General features: G+C 72.7%; 22 protein-coding genes. 12 read left to right on the top strand and 10 right to left on the bottom strand.

Annotated features, from left to right (window positions below; translation table 11 throughout):
- The first annotated feature begins 68 nt into the window (after nucleotides 1–68).
- Both TU31_RS13975 and TU31_RS13970 read left to right on the top strand, forming a co-directional pair.
- The gene (locus TU31_RS13975; RefSeq protein WP_042154224.1) at nucleotides 69–1,520 is read left to right on the top strand and encodes an aldehyde dehydrogenase; all 1,452 of its coding nucleotides are present in this window, start codon (nucleotides 69–71) and stop codon (nucleotides 1,518–1,520) included.
- Nucleotides 1,520–1,753 (top strand): ferredoxin, encoded by a 234-nt coding sequence (locus TU31_RS13970; protein WP_042154222.1) that lies wholly within the window; start codon nucleotides 1,520–1,522, stop codon nucleotides 1,751–1,753. The genes TU31_RS13975 and TU31_RS13970 overlap by 1 nt, the downstream gene beginning before the upstream one ends.
- 343 nt (nucleotides 1,754–2,096) lie before the next feature.
- Here the strand turns inward: TU31_RS13970 and TU31_RS13965 are convergent, their stop codons facing one another.
- Nucleotides 2,097–2,729: a TetR family transcriptional regulator gene (locus TU31_RS13965; protein WP_042154220.1), complete on the bottom strand. Its 633-nt coding sequence runs from the start codon at nucleotides 2,727–2,729 to the stop codon at nucleotides 2,097–2,099.
- Nucleotides 2,730–2,968: 239 nt separating this feature from the next.
- Between TU31_RS13965 and TU31_RS13960 the strand changes: the two genes are divergently transcribed.
- From TU31_RS13960 to TU31_RS13945, 4 genes are all read left to right on the top strand, one after another.
- A complete protein-coding gene (locus TU31_RS13960; protein ID WP_042154218.1) occupies nucleotides 2,969–4,381 on the top strand; it encodes a glycosyltransferase family 4 protein in 1,413 nt (470 codons plus the stop codon).
- A 70-nt stretch (nucleotides 4,382–4,451) separates the two neighbouring features.
- Nucleotides 4,452–5,354, top strand: a complete 903-nt coding sequence (locus TU31_RS13955) for a class I SAM-dependent methyltransferase (protein ID WP_042154216.1) — start codon at nucleotides 4,452–4,454, stop codon at nucleotides 5,352–5,354.
- Nucleotides 5,351–6,421, top strand: coding sequence for a prenyltransferase/squalene oxidase repeat-containing protein (locus tag TU31_RS13950; RefSeq protein ID WP_042154214.1), 1,071 nt, complete (start codon nucleotides 5,351–5,353; stop codon nucleotides 6,419–6,421). The genes TU31_RS13955 and TU31_RS13950 overlap by 4 nt, the downstream gene beginning before the upstream one ends.
- Nucleotides 6,422–6,612: 191 nt before the next feature.
- The gene (locus TU31_RS13945; RefSeq protein WP_042154213.1) at nucleotides 6,613–7,416 is read left to right on the top strand and encodes a maleylpyruvate isomerase family mycothiol-dependent enzyme; all 804 of its coding nucleotides are present in this window, start codon (nucleotides 6,613–6,615) and stop codon (nucleotides 7,414–7,416) included.
- Between the two features lie 14 nt (nucleotides 7,417–7,430).
- On the opposite strand, the gene TU31_RS13940 is transcribed toward TU31_RS13945, so the two are convergent.
- The 4 genes from TU31_RS13940 to TU31_RS13925 form a co-directional block, all read right to left on the bottom strand.
- Nucleotides 7,431–8,441: an LLM class F420-dependent oxidoreductase gene (locus TU31_RS13940; protein WP_042154211.1), complete on the bottom strand. Its 1,011-nt coding sequence runs from the start codon at nucleotides 8,439–8,441 to the stop codon at nucleotides 7,431–7,433.
- 156 nt (nucleotides 8,442–8,597) lie between these two features.
- Nucleotides 8,598–9,455, bottom strand: a complete 858-nt coding sequence (locus TU31_RS13935; RefSeq protein WP_042154209.1) for a DUF5336 domain-containing protein — start codon at nucleotides 9,453–9,455, stop codon at nucleotides 8,598–8,600.
- Nucleotides 9,456–9,654: 199 nt separating this feature from the next.
- Nucleotides 9,655–10,560: an N-acetylmuramoyl-L-alanine amidase gene (locus TU31_RS13930; protein WP_042154206.1), complete on the bottom strand. Its 906-nt coding sequence runs from the start codon at nucleotides 10,558–10,560 to the stop codon at nucleotides 9,655–9,657.
- Nucleotides 10,561–10,579: 19 nt separating this feature from the next.
- Nucleotides 10,580–11,239, bottom strand: a complete 660-nt coding sequence (locus TU31_RS13925; protein ID WP_042154204.1) for a class I SAM-dependent methyltransferase — start codon at nucleotides 11,237–11,239, stop codon at nucleotides 10,580–10,582.
- Between the two features lie 599 nt (nucleotides 11,240–11,838).
- Between TU31_RS13925 and TU31_RS13920 the strand changes: the two genes are divergently transcribed.
- The 3 genes from TU31_RS13920 (at nucleotide 11,839) to TU31_RS13910 (ending at nucleotide 17,073) form a co-directional block, all read left to right on the top strand.
- Nucleotides 11,839–14,118, top strand: coding sequence for an acyl-CoA dehydrogenase family protein (locus TU31_RS13920; RefSeq protein ID WP_042154203.1), 2,280 nt, complete (start codon nucleotides 11,839–11,841; stop codon nucleotides 14,116–14,118).
- A 45-nt stretch (nucleotides 14,119–14,163) separates the two neighbouring features.
- A complete protein-coding gene (locus tag TU31_RS13915) occupies nucleotides 14,164–15,357 on the top strand; it encodes a lipid-transfer protein (RefSeq protein WP_042154201.1) in 1,194 nt (397 codons plus the stop codon).
- A 267-nt stretch (nucleotides 15,358–15,624) separates the two neighbouring features.
- Entirely contained in the window at nucleotides 15,625–17,073 is a 1,449-nt protein-coding gene (locus TU31_RS13910; protein ID WP_042154199.1) for an MFS transporter, read from the top strand.
- A gap of 183 nt (nucleotides 17,074–17,256) precedes the next feature.
- Here TU31_RS13910 and TU31_RS13905 read toward each other — a convergent pair whose 3' ends face one another.
- The 4 genes from TU31_RS13905 to TU31_RS13890 are packed head-to-tail and all read right to left on the bottom strand — an operon-like array spanning nucleotide 17,257 to nucleotide 21,088.
- Entirely contained in the window at nucleotides 17,257–17,862 is a 606-nt protein-coding gene (locus TU31_RS13905) for a response regulator transcription factor (protein ID WP_042155389.1), read from the bottom strand.
- The gene (locus tag TU31_RS13900) at nucleotides 17,859–19,370 is read right to left on the bottom strand and encodes a sensor histidine kinase (RefSeq protein WP_042154197.1); all 1,512 of its coding nucleotides are present in this window, start codon (nucleotides 19,368–19,370) and stop codon (nucleotides 17,859–17,861) included. Before TU31_RS13900 ends, TU31_RS13905 begins: the two co-directional genes overlap by 4 nt.
- 6 nt (nucleotides 19,371–19,376) lie before the next feature.
- Nucleotides 19,377–20,105 carry an ABC transporter permease gene (locus tag TU31_RS13895; RefSeq protein ID WP_042154194.1) on the bottom strand — a complete coding sequence of 243 codons (729 nt, stop codon included), beginning with the start codon at nucleotides 20,103–20,105 and terminating at the stop codon, nucleotides 19,377–19,379.
- The gene (locus TU31_RS13890) at nucleotides 20,105–21,088 is read right to left on the bottom strand and encodes an ABC transporter ATP-binding protein (RefSeq protein WP_078885823.1); all 984 of its coding nucleotides are present in this window, start codon (nucleotides 21,086–21,088) and stop codon (nucleotides 20,105–20,107) included. Before TU31_RS13890 ends, TU31_RS13895 begins: the two co-directional genes overlap by 1 nt.
- Before the next feature lie 389 nt (nucleotides 21,089–21,477).
- On the opposite strand from TU31_RS13890, the gene chsH3 reads away from it, so the two are divergent.
- The 3 genes from chsH3 (at nucleotide 21,478) to TU31_RS13875 (ending at nucleotide 24,509) form a co-directional block, all read left to right on the top strand.
- The gene (gene chsH3, locus TU31_RS13885) at nucleotides 21,478–22,353 is read left to right on the top strand and encodes an enoyl-CoA hydratase ChsH3 (protein WP_042154190.1); all 876 of its coding nucleotides are present in this window, start codon (nucleotides 21,478–21,480) and stop codon (nucleotides 22,351–22,353) included.
- A gap of 69 nt (nucleotides 22,354–22,422) precedes the next feature.
- Entirely contained in the window at nucleotides 22,423–23,499 is a 1,077-nt protein-coding gene (locus tag TU31_RS13880) for a Zn-dependent alcohol dehydrogenase (protein ID WP_042154188.1), read from the top strand.
- Between the two features lie 68 nt (nucleotides 23,500–23,567).
- Nucleotides 23,568–24,509 carry a 3-oxoacyl-ACP reductase gene (locus TU31_RS13875; protein ID WP_042154185.1) on the top strand — a complete coding sequence of 314 codons (942 nt, stop codon included), beginning with the start codon at nucleotides 23,568–23,570 and terminating at the stop codon, nucleotides 24,507–24,509.
- A gap of 104 nt (nucleotides 24,510–24,613) precedes the next feature.
- Here TU31_RS13875 and TU31_RS39150 read toward each other — a convergent pair whose 3' ends face one another.
- Nucleotides 24,614–24,781, bottom strand: coding sequence for a hypothetical protein (locus TU31_RS39150; protein WP_167539201.1), 168 nt, complete (start codon nucleotides 24,779–24,781; stop codon nucleotides 24,614–24,616).
- Between the last annotated feature and the right edge of the window lie 18 nt (nucleotides 24,782–24,799).

The following is a 24,799-nucleotide window of genomic DNA, read 5'->3' as shown; positions in this document are numbered from 1 at the left end:
AACCGGCAACGACAGCGAACCGGCAGGGACCGCCGGAACAGGCGGCCGACCCGCAGGAGGCGGCAGCGATGAGCGACCTCGTCGAGCACGGAAAGCTCTACATAGGCGGTGAGTGGGTCGATCCGGCCGGCCGGGACACGATCGAGGTCGTCTCGCCGCACACCGAACAGGTCATCGGCCGGGTGCCGCACGCCTCGCGGGCCGACGTCGACCGTGCGGTGGCCGCGGCCCGTACGTCCTTCGCGTCCGGGGTGTGGGCGAACGCCCCGCTGGCGGACCGGATCGCGGTGGTGACCCGTATCAAGGACGCTTTCGCGGCGCGCAGCGAGGAGATCGCCAAGGTCATCAGCGCGGAGAACGGCACCCCGTTCACCTCCGGCGTCATGGTGCAGTCGCTGGCCGCGATGCTGGTGTGGGACGCGGCGCTCACGGTGGCCCGCGACTTCCCGTTCGAGGAGCGGCGGGGCGGGGTGCTGGGGCCGCTGCTGGTGCGGCGGGAACCGGCCGGGGTGGTCGCGGCCGTGGTGCCGTGGAACGTCCCGCAGTTCACCGCCGCAGCCAAGCTCGCGCCGGCGCTGCTGGCCGGCTGCTCGGTGGTGCTGAAGGTGTCACCGGAGACCCCGCTGGACGCGTATCTGCTCGCGGAGATCGCCACGGGGGCCGGGCTGCCGGCGGGGGTGCTGTCGATCCTGCCGGCGGACCGCGAGGTGAGCGAGTACCTCGTCGGGCACCCCGGGGTGGACAAGGTGTCGTTCACCGGCTCGGTGGCGGCCGGAAAGCGGGTGATGGAGGTCGCGGCCCGCAACCTCAGCCGGGTCACGCTGGAGCTCGGCGGCAAGTCCGCTGCGGTGATCCTGCCGGACGCGGATCTGGACGCGGCGGTGGCCGGGATCGTGCCGTTCGCCTGGATGATCAACGGCCAGGCGTGTGTGGCCCAGACGCGGATTCTCGCCCCGCGCAGCCACTATGACGAGATCGCCGAGCGGTTCACCGCGGCCGCTTCGGCGCTCACCGTCGGCGACCCGCTGGATCCGGCCACCGAAGTCGGCCCGCTGGTCGCCCGCCGTCAGCAGCAGCGCTCCCTGGACTACATCGCGGTCGGACAGCAGGAGGGCGCCAAGGTGCTGACCGGCGGCGGCCGCCCCAAGGGGCAGACCACGGGCTGGTACGTCGAGCCGACCCTCTTCGGCGAGGTCGCCAACTCCATGCGGATCGCTCGTGAGGAGATCTTCGGCCCGGTGATCTGCCTGCTGCCGTACGACGACGAGGCGGAGGCGGTACGGATCGCCAACGACTCCGACTACGGGCTCTCCGGCTCGGTGTGGACGGCCGATGTCGACCACGGCATCGAGATCGCCCGGCAGGTGCGCACCGGTACGTACTCGGTGAACACCTTCAGCATCGACATGCTCGGCCCGTTCGGCGGCTACAAGAACTCCGGCATCGGGCGGGAGTTCGGGCCCGAGGGCTTCGGCGAATACCTGGAGCACAAGATGATCCATCTGCCGGCGGGTGCCTGATGGGGGACCGCTGGCAGGTGGTGGTGGACCGGAGCGTCTGCATCGGGTCGGGGATGTGTGCCGCGGCGGCGCCGGACGGCTTCCGCCTCGACTCGGCGCGGCAGTCGCATCCGGCGGCGCCGGAGACGGACGCCGCCGAGAGCGTGCTGGCCGCGGCCGAGGGGTGCCCCGTGGAAGCGATCACCCTCACCGTGGCCGACAGCGGCGAGGCGGTCTTCCCGCCGGAGGAATGAGCGACGGCCCGGGGCCGGGGCCGCCCGTAGGGGGCGTGGGGCGGAGTCCCGTAGGGGGCCGGTGGGTCCCTTGCGGGCCAACTACCCGTGGCGAAGGCGGCGTTAACGCGCGCGGGCCCCGCGAAGTGAGCGCGCAGTGGGCGCTGTCGGCGCGGCGCGGAGAGGCGAGGCGGGGTGAACGTCGCCGGGTGGCGCTCACGGCCCGGCGACGTGAGGAAGGTCAACGTCGCCGGGTTGACGCTCACGGCACCGCGACGTGAGACAGGTCAACGCCGCCAGGTTGACGCTCGCGGCCCCGGCCCGGCCCACGGCGCGCCCCCGGCGCGGCCCCCGCGCCCCGGCCTCAGCTCTCCCGTTCCCCCGAAGTGACCTCGATCAGGCGGCACACCGTCTCGATGTCTATCTTCACCTGGGCGATCGAGGCGCGGCCCGAGAGCCAGGTGATCAGGGCCGAGTGCCAGGTGTGTTCGATGACGCGGACCGCGGAGAGCTGCTCGGGGGTGGCGGGGCCGTCCAGGCCCATCGCGTCGAGGATGATCGCGGTGGTCAGCCGGGAGACGGTGTCCACCTCGGGGCTGACGGAGCGGTCCGCGAAGGTCAGTGCGCGCACCATCGCGTCCGCGAGATGCGGCTCACGCTGGAGCGCGCGGAACGCCCGCATCAGGGTCTGGGCGACCCGTGCACCAGGGTCCTGCTCCGACGGCGGGCGCTTGCGCAGCGTCTCGTGCATGTGCTGGAGCTGGTCCTGCATGGTGGCGACCAGCAGATGCACCTTGGAGGGGAAGTAGCGGTAGAGGGTGCCGAGCGCGACCCCCGAGGACTCGGCGACCTCGCGCATCTGCACGGCGTCGAAGCCACCACGGGACGCCAGCTTGGCGCTGGTGTGCAGGATGCGGCGGCGCCGGGCCTCCTGACGCTCGGTCAGGGGAGGACTCGCGGGAAGGGTCGGTCTGGCCGCCTTGGATTCCGTAGTCATATTTCCCATTCCGTGGCATTCCGTCCGCGATGCGGCGAGTGCCGGTGGTGTGCTCGGCACAGCATGGCAGGGGGGCGGGTGGTGGCGCGAATCACCTGGTGCGGCTCTTTTCGCTTCGTTCTCGGCCGGTAGATTCGAAGCTCGGTGAACTGATCAGTAGCCAATCAGTTCTGAAACTTGTTCTAGATTACCGCCAGCGGTTACGCTCCGGCGAAAGTCCAGTGAGAAGGGGGCCGAGCGTGACCGCAGAGGCCGTCCAGGCAGCCGCGCCTCGCCCCGCAGAGGCCACCCCGGCCTCCGCCCCGACGAACGGCGAGCGTCCCCTGCGGATCGCGATGCTCACGTATAAGGGGAACCCGTTCTGCGGCGGACAGGGCGTCTACATACGGCACCTCTCACGCGAACTGGCCCGCCTCGGCCACTCCGTCGAGGTCATCGGCGCCCAGCCCTACCCCGTCGTCGACGACGGGGTGACCCTCACCGAGCTGCCCAGCCTGGACCTCTACCGCCAGCCGGACCCGTTCCGTACGCCGAAGCGCGGCGAGTACCGGGACTGGATCGACGCCCTTGAGGTCGGCACGATGTGGACCGGCGGCTTCCCCGAGCCGCTGACCTTCTCGCTGCGGGCCCGGCGCCATCTCGCCGCCCGCCGTGGCCAGTTCGATGTCGTCCACGACAACCAGACCCTCGGCTACGGCCTGCTCGGCGGCCCCGGCGCCCTCGGCGCCCCGCTGGTCACCACCATCCACCACCCCATCACCGTCGACCGCCGCCTCGACCTGGCGGCCGCCGGCGGCTGGAAGCGCCGGGCCTCCGTGCGCCGCTGGTACGGCTTCACCCGGATGCAGAAGCGGGTGGCCCGGCGGCTGCCGTCCGTGCTGACCGTCTCCGGCTCCTCCCGTCAGGAGATCGTCGATGACCTCGGGGTGGCGGCCGACCGGATCCATGTGGTGCATATCGGCGCCGACACCGACCTGTTCTCACCGGATGCCTCGGTGCCCGAGGTGCCCGGCCGGATCGTCACCACCTCCAGCGCGGATGTCCCCCTCAAGGGCCTGATCCACCTCGTCGAGGCGCTCGCCAAGGTGCGCACCGAACAGCCCGACGCGCATCTGGTCGTCGTCGGCAAGCGCGCCGACGACGGGCCGGTCGCCGCCGCCATCGAGCGGCTCGGCCTGTCCGGCGCCATCGAGTTCGTCAAGGGCATCAGCGACCCCGAACTCGTCGACCTGGTGCGCAGCGCCCAGATCGCCTGTGTTCCCTCCCTCTACGAGGGCTTCTCGCTGCCCGCCGCCGAAGCGATGGCCACCGGCACGCCGTTGCTGGCCACCACCGGCGGCGCCATCCCCGAGGTCGCCGGCCCGGATGGCGAGACCTGTCTCGCGGTGCCCCCGGGTGACGCCGGTGCGCTGGCGGGCGGACTGCTCCGCCTCCTGGGCGACGAGACGCTGCGCCGCCGGCTCGGCGCGGCCGGACGGGAGCGGGTGCTGGCCCGCTTCACCTGGCGGCAGGCCGCCCTCGGCACCGCCGAGCGCTACCGCGAGGCCATCGCCCTCCAGAGAGGCCGGGCCGGCGCCCGCACCCTCCCCGGGGCAGCGTCCGGCGGGGCCGCCGGCACCGCGAACGCGCCGAGTGCCGCCGGGCACGCCTAGTGGCCCGACCGGCCCGTACTTCCTTCCGCAGCCACCACCGCCACCAACCGCCGGACGAAAGCAGAACGCCGTGCTGACCGTCGACTTTTCCCGTTTCCCGCTCGCTCCCGGCGACCGTGTGCTCGACCTGGGGTGCGGCGCCGGCCGGCATGCCTTCGAGTGTTACCGGCGCGGCGCGCAGGTCGTCGCCCTCGACCAGAACGGCGAGGAGATCCGCGAGGTCGCCAAGTGGTTCGCCGCGATGGAGGAGGCGGGTGAGGCCCCGGCGGGCGCCTCCGCCACCGCCATGGAAGGCGATGCGCTGAACCTGCCGTTCCCCGACGACAGCTTCGATGTCGTGATCATCTCCGAGGTGATGGAGCACATCCCGGACGACAAGGGCGTGCTCGCCGAGATGGTCCGGGTGCTGCGCCCCGGCGGCCGGATCGCGGTCACCGTCCCCCGTTACGGCCCCGAGAAGGTCTGCTGGGCGCTCAGCGACGCCTACCACGAGGTCGAGGGCGGCCATATCCGCATCTACCGCGGCGACGAGCTGCTGGGCAAGATGCGGGAGGCCGGTCTGGAGCCGTACGGCACCCACCACGCACATGGGCTGCACAGCCCCTACTGGTGGCTGAAGTGCGCCTTCGGGGTGGACAACGACAAGGCGCTGCCGGTGCAGGCGTACCACAAGCTGCTGGTCTGGGACATCATGAAGAAGCCGCTGGCCACCCGGCTCGCCGAGCGGGCGCTGAACCCCGTCATCGGCAAGAGCTTCGTCGTCTACGCCACCAAGCCGCATCTGCCGCAGCCGGCCGCCGCCGAGGCGGGCGAGGCCGCCTCCACCCCGGCCGCCGAGCCGGCGGCCGGGACCACCGCGAAGGCCCGCAAGGCCGCACCGGGCACCAAGTCCGGCGCCAAGGCCCCCGCCAAGTCCGGTGCCAAGCCCGCCGTCAAGGCTTCCGCCAAGCGCTCCGCCGGGGCCGCCAAGTGACAAGTCCCGGGCGTACCGAACGGCTCGTCCTGCCGGGGGTGCTCACCGCCGAGCAGGCCGCCCGCACGGTGGCCGGCATCCTGGCGACCCAGCGGACGGACGGCGCGATCCCCTGGTTCCGGGGCCACCACCTCGATCCGTGGGACCACACCGAGGCCGCCATGGCCCTGGACGCGGCCGGTGAACACGAGCGTGCCGAGGCCGCGTACGACTGGCTGGCGCGGCACCAGAACCCGGACGGGTCCTGGTACGCGGCCTACGCCGACGGCGACGCCGGGGAACCCACCGACCGCGGCCGGGAGACCAACTTCTGCGCCTATCTCGCGGTCGGCGTCTGGCACCACTTCCTGTCCACCGGCGACGAGACCTTCCTCGACCGCATGTGGCCCGCGGTGCATGCCGCGACCGAGTACGTCCTGGAGCTCCAGCAGCCCGGCGGCGAGATCGGTTGGAAGCGCGAGGACGACGGCACGCCCGTCAACGACGCCCTGCTGACCGGCTCGTCCTCCATCTACCAGGCGCTGCGCTGTGCGCTGGCGCTCGCCGAGCAGCGCGAGGAGCCGCAGCCCGACTGGGAGCTGGCCGTCGGCCGCCTCGGCCATGCGATACGCAGCCACCCCGAGCGGTTCCTGGACAAGTCCCGCTACTCCATGGACTGGTACTACCCGATCCTCGGCGGCGCCGTCCGCGGCGCGCAGGCCCGTGAGCGCATCGACGCGGAATGGGAGCAGTTCGTCGTGCCCGGCCTGGGCGTGCGCTGTGTGCTGCCCAACCCCTGGGTCACCGGTGGCGAGAGCGCGGAACTGGCGCTCGCCCTGTGGGCGATGGGGGAGTCCGAGCGGGCCGTACAGATCCTCAAGTGGATGCAGCACCTCCGCGCCGACGACGGCATGTACTGGACCGGCTACGTCTTCGACGACGATGCGATCTGGCCACAGGAACGCACCTCCTGGACCGCCGGTTCGCTGCTGCTCGCGGTGGCCGCCCTGGGCGGCGACGAGGCCACCACCACGGTCTTCGGGGGCGAGCACCTGCCGACGGGGCTCGATCCGGACTGCTGCCGGTAGACCGGCGACCGTCAGCGCACCCGGCCGGGCCCCGGCAGCCGTCCCCTACGGGCTGCTGCCGGGCCCGGAGCCCGTACGGACCGCCCCCTACGGACCATCCGTACGGGTCACCGGGAAGCGGCCGCCGGCAGTCCCGGCCTCCGTGCGAAATGCGGAGGCCGAGCCGGGGAAGCGCCGCTACTGTGCGCCGCATGACTCTCCACGGCTCACTCAGCCATGACGCCTACTGCGCCCATCTCCTGGACGAGACCACGAAGTTCCGGGAGATACTGCGCGACGCCGATCTGTCCGCGACCGTGCCCACCTGCCCGGACTGGACGCTGGCCGACCTCGCGCGGCATGTGGGCGGCGCACACCGCTGGGTCGGCACCCTCGTCGCCACCCGGTCCGCCACGGACATCGAGGAGGGTGACATCCCCGAGGGGGACGGGCCCGAGGAGGACGACGCGGCGGCGCTGGACGCCTGGCTCGCGGCCGGGGTGGAACAGGCCGTGGCGGCGCTGCGCGAGGCCGGCCCCGACACCGAGGTCTGGACCTGGTCGCCAGTACAGCGCGCCGGTTTCTGGGCCCGCCGGATGACCCACGAGACCGTGATCCACCGCGCCGACGCCGCACTCACCGCGGGGGCCGCCTTCGACGTCCCGCCCGAGGTCGCCGCCGACTGCCTGGAGGAATGGCTTCAGCTGTGCGCCCTGCCAGCGGTCACGGCGCACCATACGGAGCGCGGCGAGCAGCTCTTCGGCCCCGGCCGCACCCTCCACCTCCACGCCACCGACACCCCGCCCGAGCTGAACGCCGAGTGGCTCCTCGACCTCACCGGTGAGCGGTTCGTCCACCGCCGCGCCCACGAGAAGGCCGCGGTCGCGGTGCGCGGCCCGCTCACCGACCTCCTCGGGGTGCTCTACCGCCGGCTGCCCGCCGACAGCGACCGGGTCGAGGTGCTGGGCGAGCGCGCACTGCTCGACCGGTGGCTGGAGTGGGCCTCGTTCCAATGAGCCGCCCGCGGCCGTCAGGAGTTGAGCTCGGCCAGGACCCGTAGCGTGTCCGGGTCGGGGGCGGTGACCAGCAGGTCGGTGACCGGGCCGGAGCGCCACAACTCCAGCCGCTCCGCGATCCGTTCGCGCGGCCCGACCAGCGAGATCTCATCGGCGAAGGCGTCCGGAACGGCCTGCACCGCCTCCTGTCTGCGGCCTTCGAGGAAGAGTTGCTGCACCCGGCGGGCCTCCTCCTCGAAGCCCATCCGGGCCATCAGATCGGCGTGGAAGTTCCGGGCCGCGTGCCCCATCCCGCCGATGTAGAAGCCGAGCATCGCCTTGACCGGAAGCAGCCCCTCGGCGATGTCGTCGCAGACCACGGCGCGGGCCATGGGGGCGATGAGAAAGCCGTCCGGGGCCTCGGACAGGGACGCTTGGTAGACGTCGGTGCGGGTCGGCGACCAGTACAGCGGCAGCCAGCCGTCGGCGATCCGGGTCGTCTGGGCGATGTTCTTGGGCCCCTCCGCACCGAGCAGGAGGGGGAGGCCGGCGCGCAGCGGGTGGGTGATGGGCTTGAGCGGTTTGCCCAGGCCGGTGCCGTCCGCGCCGCGGTAGGGATGCGGGTGGAAGGCCCCGTCCGACTCCACCGGCCCTTCCCGGCGCAGCACTTGGCGGATCACGTCCACGTATTCGCGGGTGGCGGTCAGCGGGCTCCTGGGGAACGGCCGGCCGTACCACCCCTCGACGACCTGCGGCCCGGACAGCCCCAGGCCCAGCAGCACCCGGCCGCCGGAGAGATGGTCGAGGGTGAGGGCGTGCATCGCGGTGGCCGTGGGAGTGCGGGCCGCCATCTGTGCGATGCCGGTGCCCAGTTTGATCCGGGTGGTGTGGGCGGCGATCCAGGTGAGCGCGGTGAAGGCGTCCGACCCCCAGGCCTCCGCGGTCCACACCGAGTCGTAGCCCAGCCGCTCGGCCGCGCGGGCGAGTTCGAGGTGCCGGGGGTCCGGGCCGCGGCCCCAGTAGCCCAGTGCCAGTCCGAGTCGCATACCGATCGCCCCTCTCCGGCGGACGGTGACCCTGAATATGCATACCTGACGCTTCGTCAGATCGGTCGGGGAACTGTACGGCCCGGCCGCCGGCAGCGCAACGGCCCCCCGCCCGCAGGGGCGAGGGGCCGCGAAAGGACCGCTGTGCGTCCGGTGTCAGCCGCGCTGGATGCCGGTGGTGTCCTGGAGGACGCCGCGCCGGCCGTCCTGGGTCTGAGCGATCAGGGCCGCGCCGCGCTGCTCCACCGCCAGGTACCAGGTGCCGGGCGCCAGTTCGGCGATCGGCGCCGGGGCGCCGTCCTCGCCGTACAGGGGGCGCGCGACGGGCACCGCGAACCAGAACGGCGCGAAGTCCGCCGGGGCACCGGCCGCCGCGGTGGCACCCGCCGGGCCGCCGGCCGTGGCGTCCACCGGCGCCTGCTGACCGTGCGGCTGGCCGCCCTGCGACTGCTGCTGGGCGCCCGGGTAGCCGTAGCCCTGGCTCGCCTGCTGCTGGGCGCCGGGGTAGCCGTAACCCGGGTTGGGGCCGGCCCCGTAGGGGGCGGCGGGCTGCGGCTTCGGGGCGCCGATCAGGGCGACCTTGAGCGGCGGCAGGAGCGGCGTGGCGATGGCGCCACCGGCCAGGATCAGGGTGGCGATCAGGCCGATGATCAGGCCCGCGCCGGCGCTGGGGGCACCGATGAGGGTCCAGAGCGCCGTCCATGCCGCGAAGACGGTGAGGGCGACACCGAACTGGGCGACGTCGAGACCGGCGACCTTGCGCAGCTGCTGCTGCGGCAGCGCACGGCTGACGACGATGATCGCCGCGCCGATCACCCCGGCCAGGTACACGCTCATCAGAACGGCCACCGAGTCCCAGGCGTTGACGCTGCTGTAGTCCTGGGCCTCGCAGTACTTGGCGAGCGCACCGGAGCACTCCGGGCCGCCGGTGGAAGAGAGGAACGAGGCGATGAACAGCAACACCGCTGCTCCGATCACCACGCCGTCGCCTCGAGTGAGGGAGCGGATGTTCACGTAAGGGTCCTTTGTCGGTTTCGTGGGTCCGGTCGTCGCTGTCGCGGTGCGCGCAGTGCGAGGCACGGCGGTGGCCACCCATCGTAAAGGGGAACCCGTCGCGGAATCCGGCGGCCCGTCGTGTTCGTTTCCGCGCGCTATCGGTACGCCGTCCCGGAGCCGGTATCCGTGGGTTCCGGAACCGGGTTCGGCGGTCCGGTCAGCGCGTCAAGAAGTCCGTAATGCCCTCGGTGATCCCGCGGGCCGCCTTTTGCCGCCAGTGCGCATCGGTCAATTGCGCGGCGTCCTTCGGGTCGCGCATATTGCCGCACTCGATGAACACCTTCGGCACCGTGGAGAGGTTGAGGCCGCCGAGATCGGAGCGTTTGTCGAGCCCGCTGCCGCCGCCGATGTAATTGGACGCCGCACTTCCGGTGGCCGTGCGGAACCGGCCGGCCAGCCGCTCGCCCAACTGCCGTGAGGGCCCGACGATATCGGCGGTGTCGGCCGGGCCCGCCGTGACGCGGGCGGGCAGGATCACATGGAAGCCGCGGTTGCCGGCGCCCGAACCATCGGCGTGCAGGGACAGCGCGGCATCGGCGTGCGCCTTGTTGCCGATCTCCGCGCGCTCGTCGACGCACGGCCCGTAGGGGCGGTCGCCGTCCTGGGTGAGGACGACCTTGGCGCCCTGCGCCTGGAGGAGCGTGCGGGCCCGGCGGGCGAGGTCCAGCGTGAAGGACGCCTCGGCGTATCCGTCGTTGGTGGCGGTGCCGGTGGTGTCGCACTCCTTGCGGTCGTTGCCGATGTCCACCTGCCGGGCGATCTCCCGGCCGTGCTCGCTGTTGTGCGGATTGTGGCCGGGATCGAGCACCACGACCTTGCCCTTCAGGCTGTCGCGCGGGCCGTGGTCCTTGGAGCCCTTGCCGCCCGGGGTGTGGCTGCCGCCGGGGCCGGTGGCGCTTTCCGCCGGGCCGCCCGGTGCGGGCTGGCCGGCTCCGGGCCCGTCGTGGCCCGACGAGCGCCAGGCCAGCCAGCCTCCCAGGCCGGCGACCACGACGGCGGCCAGCACGACGAGGAGGGTGCCGCGCAGGCGGCGGTGCGGGGGGAGAGAACTGCCGTTCGACACGTTCGCGATCGTAGCCCGCTCAGATGCCCGCCCCGGTGCGCCGCAGGACATGCAGCGACCCGTGGGCCGAGATCTCGGTGAACGCGCCGGACTCCAGGGCCCTGCGGTAGATGCGGTACGGGGCCTGGCCACCGTCCGCCGGGTCCGCGAAGACATCGTGGATGACCAGCAGCCCGTCGGGCGCGAGATGCGGCGCCCAGCCCTCGTAGTCGGCGGTGGCGTGCTCGTCGGTGTGCCCGCCGTCGATGAAGACCAGACCCACCGGGGCCTGCCAGACCGCCGCGGCCTGCGGCGACCGGCCCACCAGGGCGAGCACATGCTCCTCCAGGCCCGCGGCGTGCAGGGTGCGGCGGAAGGTGGGCAGGGTGTCCATCCGGCCGACCTCGGGGTCGACGACGGTCGCATCGTGGTACTCCCACCCGGGCTGCTGCTCCTCGCTGCCCCGGTGGTGGTCGACGGTGACGGCGAGGACCCCGGCGCCGCGCGCGGCGTCGGCGAGCAGGATCGTGGACCGGCCGCAGTAGGTGCCGACCTCCACCAGCGGCAGCCCGAGGGCCGCCGCCTCGGCCGCCGCCGCATACAGGGCGAGGCCCTCGTCCACGGGCATGAAGCCCTTCGCCGCCTCGAAAGCGGCGAGTATCTCCGGCTGCGGAGCGGTCGGAGCCGTGGGAGCGGGCATGGGCATCCTCCTGTGGTGCGGTCAGGGGCTCATCGTGCCGTACGGGGCGGCGCGGGTGGAGTGCGGGTGTCCCCGGGCGGAACATTCGGATATCGGAACGGCGGTTCGCATTTCCCGCGTCGGGCGCCCCGGCTCTTCCCGGTGGTTCCCGCCGGGTTCCGGTCCGTTCCCCGACTGTTCCCGTCGATTTCCCGTCGGTGATTTCCGGGATGCCCGAAAGCGGTGAATTCGGGGGCGGGGGAGCCGACTGGGAGGAAGGTGTCGGGAGGAAGGCGTCGGGAGGGAGGAAGGGGGCGCGGGGGACGGGGCGGGAAATGACTTCCGGGGCGGAATTCACCGGACTGTTTCCGGTGTGCATCCGAACCGTTCCCCTCCGGGGAATCCCCGCCGGGGCCCGCCTGTCCCGCATCCGCCGGGGGCGGTTGCTGCCGGTGCGGGGCGGGAGGGGCGGGGCGGCCGCCACGCTGGGGTGCGTGCGGATGTGCGCGGCGGCGCCGCCCCGGGCCCGGACTGTCTTCTGGTCGACCCCTCAGCTGGCCTTCTCGCTAACCTTCCAACTGACCTTCCGTCAGAATGAAACGTGTTCTAGTCTGCCCCGCATGGGCATCGGAATCACACCGGAACACCGTGACCTGGCCGAGGCGGCGGGCGGCTGGGCCGCGCGGGCCGTGCCGCCCGAAGCGGTGCGCAAGCTGCTCGACACCGCGCCCGCGCGCTCCGGCCGGCCCGCGTACTGGGACCAGCTCGCGGCTCAGGGCCTGCTCGGGCTCCATCTCCCCGAGGGCGACGGCGGCGGGGGCGGTGAACTGCTCGACCTCGCCGTCGTACTGGAGGAACTGGGCCGCGCCGCATTCCCCGGCCCCTATCTGCCCACCACCCTCGCCGCCGCCCTCCTGCACCGCGGCGGCGCCTCCACCCTCGTACGGGCCCTCGCCACCGGCACACGCATCGGCGCCGTCGCGCTCGGCCCGGGCTCGCTCACCGCCGTCAAAAGCCCCGACGGCTATGTACTGGACGGCACCGCGCCCCCGGTCCTGGCCGGCGCCGACGCGGATCTGATCGTGCTGGCCGCGGAGGTCACCGCGGAAGCGGACGCGGAAGACGGCGGGGAGACGGCGGGCGCCGCGGATCGGGCGGACGGGGCGGACGGAGCGGAGCACGGCGACGGGCGACGGGCCGGGGAGACGGTCTGGCTCGCGGTCGACGCCGAAACGCTGACCGTACGCGTACAGGAGAGCGCCGACCCGACCCGGCCGACCGCCGAGGTGAGCGCGCACGGAGTGCCGGTGCCCGCCGAGCGCCGGCTCACCGTCGACAGTGACCTGGTCCGCGACCTGGCCGGGGTGCTGTGGGCCGCCGAGAGCTGCGGCACGGCCTCCTGGGCGCTGCGCACCGCCGCCGAACACGCCGCGGTCCGCGAGCAGTTCGGCCGCCCCATCGGCCAGTTCCAGGCCGTCAAACACCTCTGCGCCGACATGCTCGTACGCTGCGAGCAGGCCGCCGCCCTGGTCTGGGACGCGGCCCGCGCCCTGCACGAGCCGCCCGCGGTCCGCGGACTGGTCGCGGCGCTGGCCACCGCGACCGCCCTGGACGCCGCCGTCAGCTGCGCCAAGGACTGCATCCAGATCCTCGGCGGCACCGGCTTCACCTGGGAACACGACGCCCACCTCCACCTGCGGCGGGCGACCGTCGCCCGCCAGCTGCTCGGCAGCGGCGACACCCACCGGCTGCGGGCCGCCCGGCTCGCCGCCGAGGGTGCCCGGCGCCCGCTGCACCTGGAACTGCCCGCCGAGGCCACGGAGTTCCGGACCGAGGCCCGGACGGTCCTCGACGGTGTCCGCGGCCTCGACCCCGCCGGCGTACGCCGCGCCCTGGCCCCCACCGGCTACGCCGCACCGCACCTTCCCGCGCCCTACGGACTGGGCGCCGGCCCCGTACAACAGCTCGCGATCCAGCAGGAGCTGGCGGCCGCCGGGGTGCGGATCAGTGATCTGGGCATCGCCACCTGGGTCGTCCCCTCGCTGATCGCCCACGGCACCCCGGAGCAGCAGGAGCGCTATCTGCTGCCGTCGCTGCGCGGCGACCTGCTGTGGTGCCAGCTGTTCTCCGAACCCGAGGCAGGATCGGACCTGGCCGCGCTGCGGACCCGCGCCGAGCGGACCGCGGACGGCGGCTGGCGGATCAGCGGCCAGAAGGTGTGGACCTCGGCCGCGCAGTGGGCGAGCCACGGCATCCTGCTGGCCCGTACCGACCCGGACGCGCCCAAGCACAAGGGGCTGACCTTCTTCCTCGTCGACATGAAGTCCCCGGGCATCGACATCCGCCCGCTGAAGGAGATCACCGGCGATTCGCTCTTCAACGAGGTCTACTTCGACGAGGTGCTGCTGCCGGCCGACGCGGTGGTCGGCGAGGTCGACAACGGCTGGAAGGTGGCCCGCACCACCCTGGACAACGAACGTGTCCACATGGCCGACCAGTTGACCTTCGGCACCGGACTGGAAGCGCTCCTGGACCGTGCCGCCGTACTGGACGGCTCGGTGCGGGCACGGGTGGGTGCGCTGGCCGCCGAGGCGCACGCGCTGGGCTGCATCGGGCTGCGCACCACGCTCCAGCAGGTCTCGGGGCTGGAGCCGGGCGCCGGTGCCAGCATCCGCAAGCTGGTGCAGACCCCGCACCAGCAGAAGGTCGCCGAGCTGGCGCTGGAACTGCTCGGCCCGGACGGCGCCGTGCGCGAAGGTGCCGGTGAACGGGCGCTGCACGGCTTCCTGATGTCGCGCTGTCTGACCATCGCCGGCGGCACCACCCAGGTGCAGCTCAATGTCGTCGCCGAGCGGCTGCTCGGCCTGCCCCGCGACCCGGAGCCCCGCCCCCTGATCTGACTCCCCAACGGCTCCCCGGACTCGGCCACCTCCAGGAGGACACGCATGGCTGGCAAGGCGTACATCGTCGGTGTCGGGATGACCCGCTTCGAGAAGCCCGAGACCCGCGAGTGGCAGTACTGGGACATGGCGAAGGAGGCGGGCGGCACGGCGCTCGCGGACGCCGGGATCGGCTACGAGGCGGTCGAGCAGCTGCCGGTGGGCTACTGCTACCAGGCCTCGACGGCCGGCCAGCGCGCCGCCTACGAACTGGGCCTGACCGGCATCCCCGTCTACAACGTCAACAACAACTGTGCGACCGGCTCGACCGCGCTGATGATGGCCCGCCAGTTCGTCGCATCCGGCCTCAACGACTGTGTCCTGGCCCTGGGCTTCGAGAAGATGAAGCGGGGCGCGCTGGGTGGCGGCGCGGACGGCGGCGACTTCAGCGCCTCGCCGGTGGCCCGCCACTACGGAGTGATGGCCGCCGCCCACGGCTTCGAGATGACCCCGCCCACCGCCCAGATCTTCGGCAACGCGGCCCGTGAGCACATGGAGCGCTACGGCACCACCGCCGAACAGCTCGCCGCCGTCGGCGCCAAGAACCACCGCCACTCCGCCCACAACCCAAACGCCCAGTTCCAGGACGTCTACAGGGTCGAGGAGATCCTCGCCGCCAAGACCATCCATCGGCCGCTGACCAAGTTGCAGTGCTCGCCGACCTCCGACGGTGCGGCCGCTGCGGTGATCGCCTCCGAGCGGTTCGTGCGGGAACACGGCCTGGCCGACCGGGCGGTGGAGATCGTCGCGCAGGCCATGACGACGGACACCGAGGAGAGCTTCGCGTCCGGCTCCTGCATCGACGTCGTCGGCAAACCGATGTCCCGGGCCGCGGCCCGCCAGGTGTACGCGGCCGGCGGCCTCGGCATCGAGGACGTGGACGTCATCGAGCTGCACGACTGCTTCTCGGTCAATGAGCTGCTGACCTATGAGGCGCTGGGCATGTGCGCGGACGGGGAGTCGGGGAAGCTGGTCGCCGACGGCGCCACGACCTACGGCGGGCGCTGGGTGGTCAATCCGTCCGGCGGACTCATCTCCAAGGGGCACCCGCTGGGCGCGACGGGCCTGGCCCAGGCCGCCGAACTGGTCTGGCAGCTCCGCGGCACCGCGGGCGAGCGCCAGGTCCCCGGCGCCCGGGTGGGCCTGGCCCACAACATCGGCCTGGGCGGCGCGGCGGTGGTGACGTTGCTCCGGAGGTGAGGGGGGAACCGTGGTGGTGGGGGGTGGGGGGGGACGGGACTCGACCGTGCGTCCGCTCTGCGCGTTAACTCGCCCCGGGAATAGGGTAGTTGGCCCAGTGGGGGCCCTCTCACCCCCTAGGGGGCCGCCCCCCCCTCGCCCCGTAAGGCCCCACCCCGTAAAGCCCCGCCCCCAGCCCCCGCCCTCCTGCGACTTCCGGCCTAGGTCTTCTGTCAGGTGGCCCATGCACCGATATACCGATGCGGGATTCATACGACGAATGCAAGCATGGTCGGCATGCCGCCGATAGCCACCTCCGCCACCCTGCCCAAGACCGCGCGCCGGAGGACGGCCCCGCCGGCCTGGCTGGTGATGCTGCTGGTCTGCTCCGGGCAGTTCCTGGTCATCCTGGACGTCTCCGTCGTGAATGTGGCGCTGCCCGCCATGCGGACCGGTCTGGGCCTGAGCGAGCTCGGTCTCCAGTGGATCGTCAACGCCTACGTCATCACCTTCGCGGGCTTCATGCTGCTCGGTGGGCGGGCCGCCGATCTCTTCGGCCGTAAGCGGATCTTCGTCCTGGGGCTCGCGCTGTTCACGGTCGCGAGCCTCGGGGGCGGGCTGGCGCAGGAGCCCTGGCAGCTGATCGCGGCCCGTACGGTCCAGGGCATCGGCGCTGCCGTGCTCTCACCGGCCACCCTCACCATTCTGACCACGTCGTTCCCGGCCGGCCCGGCCCGTACCCGCGCCATCGCCACCTGGACGGCGGTCGGCGCGGGCGGTGGCGCGGTGGGCGGCTTGGTGGGCGGGACGCTCACCGAATTCCTCTCGTGGCGCTGGGTGTTGCTGATCAATGTGCCGATCGGGGCGCTGGTGCTGGGCGGTGCGGTGCTGTGGCTCACCGAGAGCCGGCAGGGTGCCGGCCGACGGCTCGATGTGCCCGGCGCGCTGCTGGTGACGGCCGGGCTCGGGCTGGTGGCCTACGGGATCGTGCAGACCGAGACGGACGGCTGGGGGTCGCTGTCCGCGCTGCTGCCGCTGGCCGCCGGGCTGGTCGTGGTCGCGGTGTTCCTCGTCGTCGAGGCGCGCGCCAAGGCCCCGTTGATGCCGCTGGGGCTCTTCCGGCTGCGCTCGGTCTCGTCCGCGAACGGGGCGATGGTGCTGTCCGGCGCCGCGATGTTCTCCATGTGGTACTTCCTGTCCCTCTATGTGCAGAACGTGCTGGGTTACCGGCCGTTGGAGGCCGGGCTCTCCTTCATCCCGCACTCGCTGTCCATCGTCCTGGGCTCCAAGATCGCGCCACGGCTGATGAACCGGCTGGGCGCCAAGCCGCTGGCCATCGCCGGTGCGGTGATCTCCGCGTCGGGCATGGTCTGGCAGGGCACGATGGACGTCGACGGCAGCTACCTCGGCACGATCCTCGGGCCCGGCATCCTGATGGCGCTGGGCGCCGGCCTGACCGCGACGCCGATCGCCTCCATCGCGACCTCCGGGGCCGACCCCGCCGACCAGGGCCTGGTCTCCGGCCTGATCAACACCTCCCGGCAAATGGGCGGCGCGCTGGGCCTGTCGGTCCTGTCCACGATCGCCGCGGCCCGGATCGAGGCGGGCCACGGGCCCAAGGCCCTGGCGGACGGCTACGGGCTGGCCTTCCAGGTCGGCTCGATGGTCCTGCTCGGCAGCATTCTGCTGATGGTCGTCGCGCTGCCGCAGCGCCGGGCGGACACCGCCCACGGCTGACCCGTCGGCGGGTCCCGCCGGCGGCCGGGCGGGCCTGCCGGGCGCCCGGTCAACGGCCTGCCGGGCACATCTCCTGCCGAGTGTCCCCGCCGGGCCCTTCCCCGCCGGGCGTGCGTGTGCGTGCCGGGCGTCGCGAGCGGGAGGCGCCGAACGTCGCGAGCCGGGGGACGGGGTGGACGCCTCCTACAGCCAGCCGTTCTGCCGTGCCGCCCGTACCGCTTCCATGCGGTTGCGGGTGCCGGTCTTGCCGATGGCCGCGGAGAGGTAGTTGCGGACGGTGGCCTGGGAGAGGTGGAGTCGGCCGGCGATATCGGCGACCGTGGCGCCGTCCACGGCGGCGGTGAGGACATCGCGCTCCCGCTGGGTCAGCGGGTTGGGGCCGGCGCTCAGTGCCGCCGCGGCGAGGCCGGGGTCGATGACCCGCTCGCCCGCCAGCACCCGGCGGATCGCCGCCGCGAGTTCCTCCACCGGGCCGTCCTTCACCAGGAAACCGGACGCTCCGGCCTCCATGGCGCGGCGCAGATAGCCGGGGCGGCCGAAGGTTGTCACGATCAGCACCTTGCAGGACGGCAGCTGTTCGCGCAGCTCGGCCGCGGCGTCCAGACCGCTCTGGCCGGGCAGTTCGATGTCCAGGAGGGCGATATCGGGGCGGGCGTCGAGGGCGGCGGCGACGATCCGGTCTCCCGCCGCTACCTGTGCCACGACCTGCATATCCGCTTCCAGGTCGAGCAGCAGCGCGAGCGCGCCCCGCATCATTCCCTGGTCCTCCGCCAGCAGGACCTTGATCACCTGGTCCACTCCTCCATATCCGCCTCGTCGCCTGTGCCGATCGGGAGCTCGGCCGTGACCCGGAATCCCTGCCGGCCGTCCGCGCCACTGTGCAGTGTCCCGCCCGCCGCGGCCAGCCGCTCGGCGAGCCCCTTCAGCCCGGTGCCGCCCACCGGCCCCGAGCGTCCGGGCAGCGCCGGGCCGCCCTCGTCGGCGGTGCCGTCCGCGAGGGCCGCGCCGCCGCTGCCGGCCGTCCCGGGTATGCCGTACGCCTCCCGGCCGTTGTCCCTCTCCTGGCCGCCGTCCGCACCCCGGCTGCCGTATGTCTCCGCGCCGCCATCCGTACCCCGGTCGCCATATGCCTCCCCGCCGCCCTTCTCCCCGGCGCCGCCGCGGCCGGGGACACGGTCGCGGAGCCAGGCCAGGCCGGGGGCCGCAGCAGCGCCGGAGGTCAGGGGGCCGCGGCCGTCGTCCGTGATCGTCAGCCGGACCCGTTCCGCGTCGGCGTGGACCGCGATCTCGCAGCGGGTGGCGCCGCTGTGCCGGACGGTGTTGGTGACGCCCTCGCGGACCACCCAGCCCAGCAGGGCGCCGGCCTGCGGGGGCAGTGGCGGCCCGGCCTGCCGTACGACGGGCTCGATGCCGGCCGCCTCCAGCGCGGAACGGGCCCGGTCCAGTTCGGTGGTCAGACTGCCCTCGCGATAGCCGCTGACGGCCTCGCGGATCTCGGTCAGTGCCTGCCGGCCGACCGCCTCGATATCGCTGGCCTGCGCGAGCGCCGCGTCCAGATCGCGGGGGGCGAGCCGGCGGACCGCCTCGGCCTTGACGACCACCACGGACAGGGTGTGCCCCAGCAGGTCGTGCAGATCGCGGGAGAAGCGCAGCCGCTCCTTCTCGACGGCGCTGCGGGCCAGTTCCTGGCGGGTGGTGTTCAGCTCCTGGATGGTGTCGAAGAGACTCAGGACCGTGGCCGTCACCATGCCGGACAGGAAGGTGCCGTAGCCGATGCCGAACGCGCCCCACGGGTCGTCGTCGCGCCAGCCGGTCAGATAGCCGGCCGCCCCGCTGAGCGTGATCAGCCAGAGCGCGAGCTTCTTGCCGCGCAGCGCACGCACCGTACCGGAGGCCAGCGACAGCAGCGGGAAGAACAGGAACCAGTTGCCGCCGAACCCGATCGCGACGGCGAAGGTGACGGCGGTCAGCATCCCCAGGGCGTACAAGGGGCGGCGGGAGTCCCGCAGCCGCGGGTTGAAGGAGGTCCAGATCACGCTGATGTAGAGGGAGTTGAAGACGAGCAGCCCGAGACCGGCCAGCCAGGGGTTGCCCGACTTCCCCTGGATGATGTTGGAGAAGGCGCCCAGACCCATCAGCAGCCAGGGCAGGAAGGCGTACTTGCCTGGTCCCTGGCCCGGCTTCCTGCCCCGCCATCCGGGACGGCACGACTCGGTGCCGTCCGCGCCGCCGGGGTGCTTCCCGCCCGCGGTCCGTTGTTCCGTGTGCTGCACTGTCGCTTCCCAGGTCTGCGCCATCGCCGGTCACACCGTGCGTGCGGCCCGACGGTACGCGTACACCGCGTATCCGCCGAAGAGTGCCAGCCAGACGGCCAGCACCGCTACTGAGGCCAGGTCCGGTGCGCTGCCGTGGGTGACGCTCCGGCCGAGCTCCGCGAAGCGGTTGCCGGGCGTCCACCCGGACAGCGAGCGGAGCCAGTCGGGGAACAGCACGGGCGGGAACCACAGTCCGCCGATGATCGACAGCAGCAGCACACAGCCCGTGTTGACCAGGCCGGTGGACTGCGCGGAAAGGCGGTAGCCGTTGCCGAGACCGAGCAGCGTGAAGGGCATGGTGCCGATCCACAGCAGCCCGGCCAGCGCGGCCCACTGCCAGGCCGGCATCCGCACGCCGTTGACCAGGGCGCCCACCAGCAGCACGGCGGCGAGGGCCGGCAGTACCGTCACCGAGCCGGTCAGCCCGCGGCCCACCACCACCCGGAGGGGGCTCAGCGGGGTGACGCGCAACTGGCGCAGCCAGCCCAGCTGTTTGTCCTCGGCGACGCCGGTGCCCGTGCCGACCGCCGAACCCAGCGCGCCGTACGCGGCCATGCCGACCATCGAGGCGATCTTCCACTCACGGTCGGCGCCGCCCGGACCCACGCCGATGTTGGTCATCAGCACATACATCAGCACCGGCATCCCGATACCGAAGATGACAAAGCCCCGGTCACGGAGGGTGCGGCGGACTTCGAGGCGGAGGTAGTCGAGCATCACGCGCGCTCCTTCACGGGCCGGGCGCCGGCGGTGTGTGCCGGGGCGCCGGGGGTGGCTTCGGCGGCGGTGAGCGCGAGGAACGCGTCCTCCAGGCTGGCGGGGGTGACCTGTAGCCCGCGGATGAGACCGAGCCCGGCGAGCGCCAGGACCGTGGCGTCGGAGTCCGCCGTCCGCAGCCGCGCGCGGTCGCCGCGCACCTCCACGGCGCTCACGCCGGGCAGCCCGGACAGCGGCCCGGTGGCGGCGCCCGCGAGGTCGAAGGAGACCTGCGAACTGCCGGCCCGCCGCTTTATCCCGTCGCCGCTGCCGTCGGCGACCACCCGGCCGCGGTCGATCACCACGATCCGGTCGGCGTGCTCGTCGGCCTCCTCCAGATAGTGGGTGGAGAACAGGACGGTGTGGCCGCGGCGGGCATAGGCCCGCATCGAGCGCCAGAAGGCGCGGCGCGCCTCCACGTCCAGCGCCGCGGTCGGCTCGTCGAGCACCAGCAGCTCGGGGTTGCCGGCCAGTGCCACCGCGAAGCGGACCCGTTGGGCCTGCCCGCCGGACAGCCGGTCCACCCGCCGCCCGCCGAACTCGTCGAGGCCCGCCAGCTCCAGGGCCTCGGTGACGTCCATGGGGTGCGGGTAGGTGGCGGCGACGAAGGTGATCAGTTCGCGGACCGTGACCCGCGGGATGGCCTTGCCGTCCTGAAGCATGGCGCCCACCCGGCCCGCCAGCACCGCCGACTCCGGTGTGCCGCCGAACAGCCGGACCGTACCCGCGCTGGGCGGCAGCAGCCCCAGCAGCATATTGAGGGTGGTGGACTTCCCCGCGCCGTTGCGCCCCAGCAGCGCCACCGTCCCGCCCGCCGCGATCTCCAGGTCGAGTCCGTCCACGGCCCGCACCGCGCCATAAGTCCGGGTCACCCCGGAGAATCCCACCGCCGCGGCCCCACGCGTCCTTTCCGCCGTGCTGCCGGGCCTTGTCGTCACTGCCATGCTCACCCCGCCTCTCGTCTGCCTGCCTTCGACGTTACGGAGTGTGATCGGCTCGCGTTAGAGGCGAATGTGGATGAACTCCTCTGACAAATGTCATGGTTCCGCGCACCGAAGGTGGGGATCAGGGCGCGTGGTGCCAGGCGGGAGCCCGAGGCGGCCGGGGAGGTCTCCGCCGTCCGCGGGACCCCTTTCTGACAAGCCGTCAGGGGGCTTCCGGGTGCCGGGCGGATCGGCTATACATGAGAGCCATCGGCTAGAACGCGTTCTAGAAGTGTGCCCTGTGCGCTGTCGGAGCGCGGCCGCGCCGACCAGATACGACCCCGGCACGGTCGACGGTGCGGACGGCCGGGCCGGGGTCTTCCCCTCGTGGTGAAGGAGCAAGCAGCCCCATGCCCATCGACGCCGCCAAGGCCACCTCCGCCGAGCCGCGGACCACCGAACTCGCCTGGGACCACAAGGACGTCCAGCTCTACCACCTCGGCATCGGCGCCGGTGCGGCCACTCCGGAGAAACCGCACCCCGCTACCGACCCGGACGAACTGCGCTACACCCTGGAGAGCGCGCTGCACGTCCTGCCCAGCTTCGCCACCGTCGCGGGCGGCGGGATGGCGCTCGCCGGCGGACTCTCCGCACCCGGCATCGAGGTCGACCTCGCCGCGGTCCTGCACGGCGGCCAGACCGTCACCGTGCACCGTGCCCTCCCGGTGAGCGGCCGGGCCACGCAGACCTCGTCCGTCCCCGCCGTGTACGACAAGGGCAAGGCCGCCGTCATCGTGCTGCGCTCCGAAGTGGCCGACGACGAGGGCCCCCTGTGGACCTGCGACACCCAGATCTTCGTCCGCGGCGAGGGGGGCTTCGGCGGCGAGCGCGGCCCCTCCGCCCGCCTCGAACTCCCCGACCGCGCCCCCGATCTGAGCACCGAACGCGCCATCCGCCCCGACCAGGCGCTGCTCTACCGCCTCTCCGGCGACTGGAATCCGCTGCACGCCGACCCCGAGTTCGCCAAGCTCGCCGGCTTCGACCGGCCGATCCTGCACGGGCTGTGCACCTACGGGGTCACGCTCAAGGCCGTCGTCGACACGGTGCTCGGCGGCGAGGTCGCACGGGTGCGGTCCTACACGACCCGCTTCGCCGGTGTGGTCTTCCCAGGGGAGACGCTGCGCATCCGCCAGTGGCAGGAGCCCGGCCGGGTCCTGGTGTCGGTCACCGCGGCCGACCGGGACGACGCGCCGGTGCTGGCCGACACCGTGGTGGAGCACAGCTGATCCGTCAGGCACGCCCCAGCCGGTCCGGACCGGGCCCGGACCGGCCGTCCGTACGAGAGGAGCCGTGACATGCGCGCAGCCGTACAGCACGAGACAGGGCAGGACAAGCTCGAAGTCCTCGACGACATCGAGGCGGTGGGCTTCGGCCCCGGCAAGGTCAAGATACGCATCCGGGCGACCGGGCTGTGCCACTCCGACCTCTCGGCGATGAACGGGGTCCTGCCGCAGCCCGCGCCCTTCGTCCCCGGTCACGAGGGTGCCGGCGAGATCCTCGACGTGGGCGACGGCGTCACCGGACTCGACCGAGGGGACCGCGTCCTGATGTGCTGGCTGCCCGCCTGCGGCAGCTGTCCGTCCTGCCGGCGCGGCCAGACCCATCTGTGCCTGGCCGGGTTCATGAACGCCGGGACGCCCAACTTCCGGCGCCCCGGCGGGGATGTCTTCGGCTTCGCCGGCACCGGCACCTTTGCCGAGGAGGTCGTGGTGGCCGCCAACTGCGCGGTCCCGATCCCGGACGACGTCCCGTACGAGATCGCCGCGCTGATCGGCTGCGGTGTCACCACCGGGCTGGGCGCGGCCCTCAATACCGCCCAAGTGGAAGCGGCTTCCTCAGTGGCGGTCATCGGCTGTGGCGGCGTCGGCATCTCCGTCATCCAGGGGGCGAAGGCCTGCGGCGCGGCCCAGATCATCGCCGTCGACCCGGTGCCCGCCCGCCGGGAGGCCGCGCTGCGCTTCGGCGCGACCGAGGCCGTCGCCCCGGAGGAGTTCGCCGACGCCAAGGCCCGGATCACCGCGGGGGAGGGCTTCGACTACGTCTTCGAGGTGGTCGGCAAGTCCGCCACCGCCCGCACCGCCTACGAGATGACCCGGCGCGGCGGCACCCTGTGCGTGGTCGGCGCGGGCGCCATGGACGACACCTTCCAGGTCAATATGTTCGAGCTGTTCTTCGACGAGAAGCGGATCCTGCCGTCCCTGTACGGCGGCGCGGATGTGCTGCGCTCCTACGAGCGGGCCATCGCCCTGTGGCGGGCCGGCCGGATCGACCTGGAAGGCCTGATCACCCACCGCGTCCAGCTCACCGAGGTCAATGACGCACTCGACCAGATGCGCTCCGGCACCGCGCTGCGCACCTGTATAGAGCTCTGACGCCCACCGTTCACCCCTCGCAGCGCACCGCACCGCACCGCGTGCCGCGACCACTGGAGAGGACAGGAATGGCACAGCCACTGGAGGGCCTGACCGCGATCGTCACCGGCGCCGGGCGCGGTCTGGGACGCGCCGAGGCCCTCGAACTCGCCCGTCTCGGTGCCCGGGTCGTGGTCAACGACTACGGGCAGCCGGGCCGTGACGGCTCCGGCGAGGCCTCCTCGGCGCCCGCCGAGGACGTCGTCGCCGAGATCCGCGCGGCGGGCGGCACCGCCGTCGCCCACCTCGGTGATGTCGCCGACCACGCCCAGGCCCGCGCACTCGTGCGGCTGGCGGTCGAGACCTACGGGCAGCTCGACATCCTGGTCAACAACGCGGGCATTCTGCGCGACCGGATGGTGTTCTCGATGACCGAGGACGAGTGGGACGCGGTCATCCGCGTCCACCTCAAGGGCCACTTCAACACCACCCACTTCGCCGCGGCGCACTGGCGCGAGCGCGCCAAGGCGGCCGGCGGCCCGGTTCACGGCCGGATCGTGAACACCTCCTCCGAGGCGTTCCTCGCGGGCTCGGCGGGCCAGCCCAACTACGCCGCGGCCAAGGGAGGCATCGTCGGCCTGACGACCTCCACGGCGCTGGCGCTCGGCAAATACGGTGTGACCGCCAACGCGATCTGCCCGCGCGCCCGCACCCGTATGACCGAGGACGTCTTCGCCGGCTTCCAGGAGCCCGAGGACGGCGCCCTCGACCCGCTCGCGCCCGAACATGTCGCACCGCTCGTCGGCTATCTCGCCTCCCCGGCCGCGGCCCGCGTCAACGGCCAGCTGCTGGTCGTCCACGGCGGCATGGTCGCCATCGCCGAACGCCCGCGGATCGCCGCCAAGTTCGACACCGCGAAGGACGTCTTCAGCTACGCGGAGCTCGATGACCTGCTGACGCCGTATTACGCACAGCGCCCGCCGGACGAGACCTTCGCGGCGGCCGAGGTGCTGGGCCTCAAACGCGGCTGAACAAGACGGAGTACGCACCACGGCCGTGGCCACCGCCCGCTGTCCAGCGAGGCGGCGGTCACGGCCGTGGTGCGGTCCGCCGGTCCGGGCGCGCCGGACCGGCGCTACGCGTCCTGCGTCTGCTTGTCCCGGCGGTGCCGGCCATGAGGGGTGGAGCCGGACTCCTCCGCGGCGGCCGGGCCACGGTGCCTGCCGGAGCTTGCGGCCTCGGCGGCCTGGGCGGATGCCTCCTGCGGGCGCGCCTGGGTCGTGTCGGTTCGGGCTTCGGACATGAAAAGAGTCACTCCGTC

This window comes from Streptomyces lydicamycinicus, from assembly GCF_000829715.2.
Lineage (GTDB): Bacteria > Actinomycetota > Actinomycetes > Streptomycetales > Streptomycetaceae > Streptomyces > Streptomyces lydicamycinicus.
Note: the sequence above shows the minus strand (reverse complement) of the source record. Positions and strands in the feature narration are given on the sequence as shown.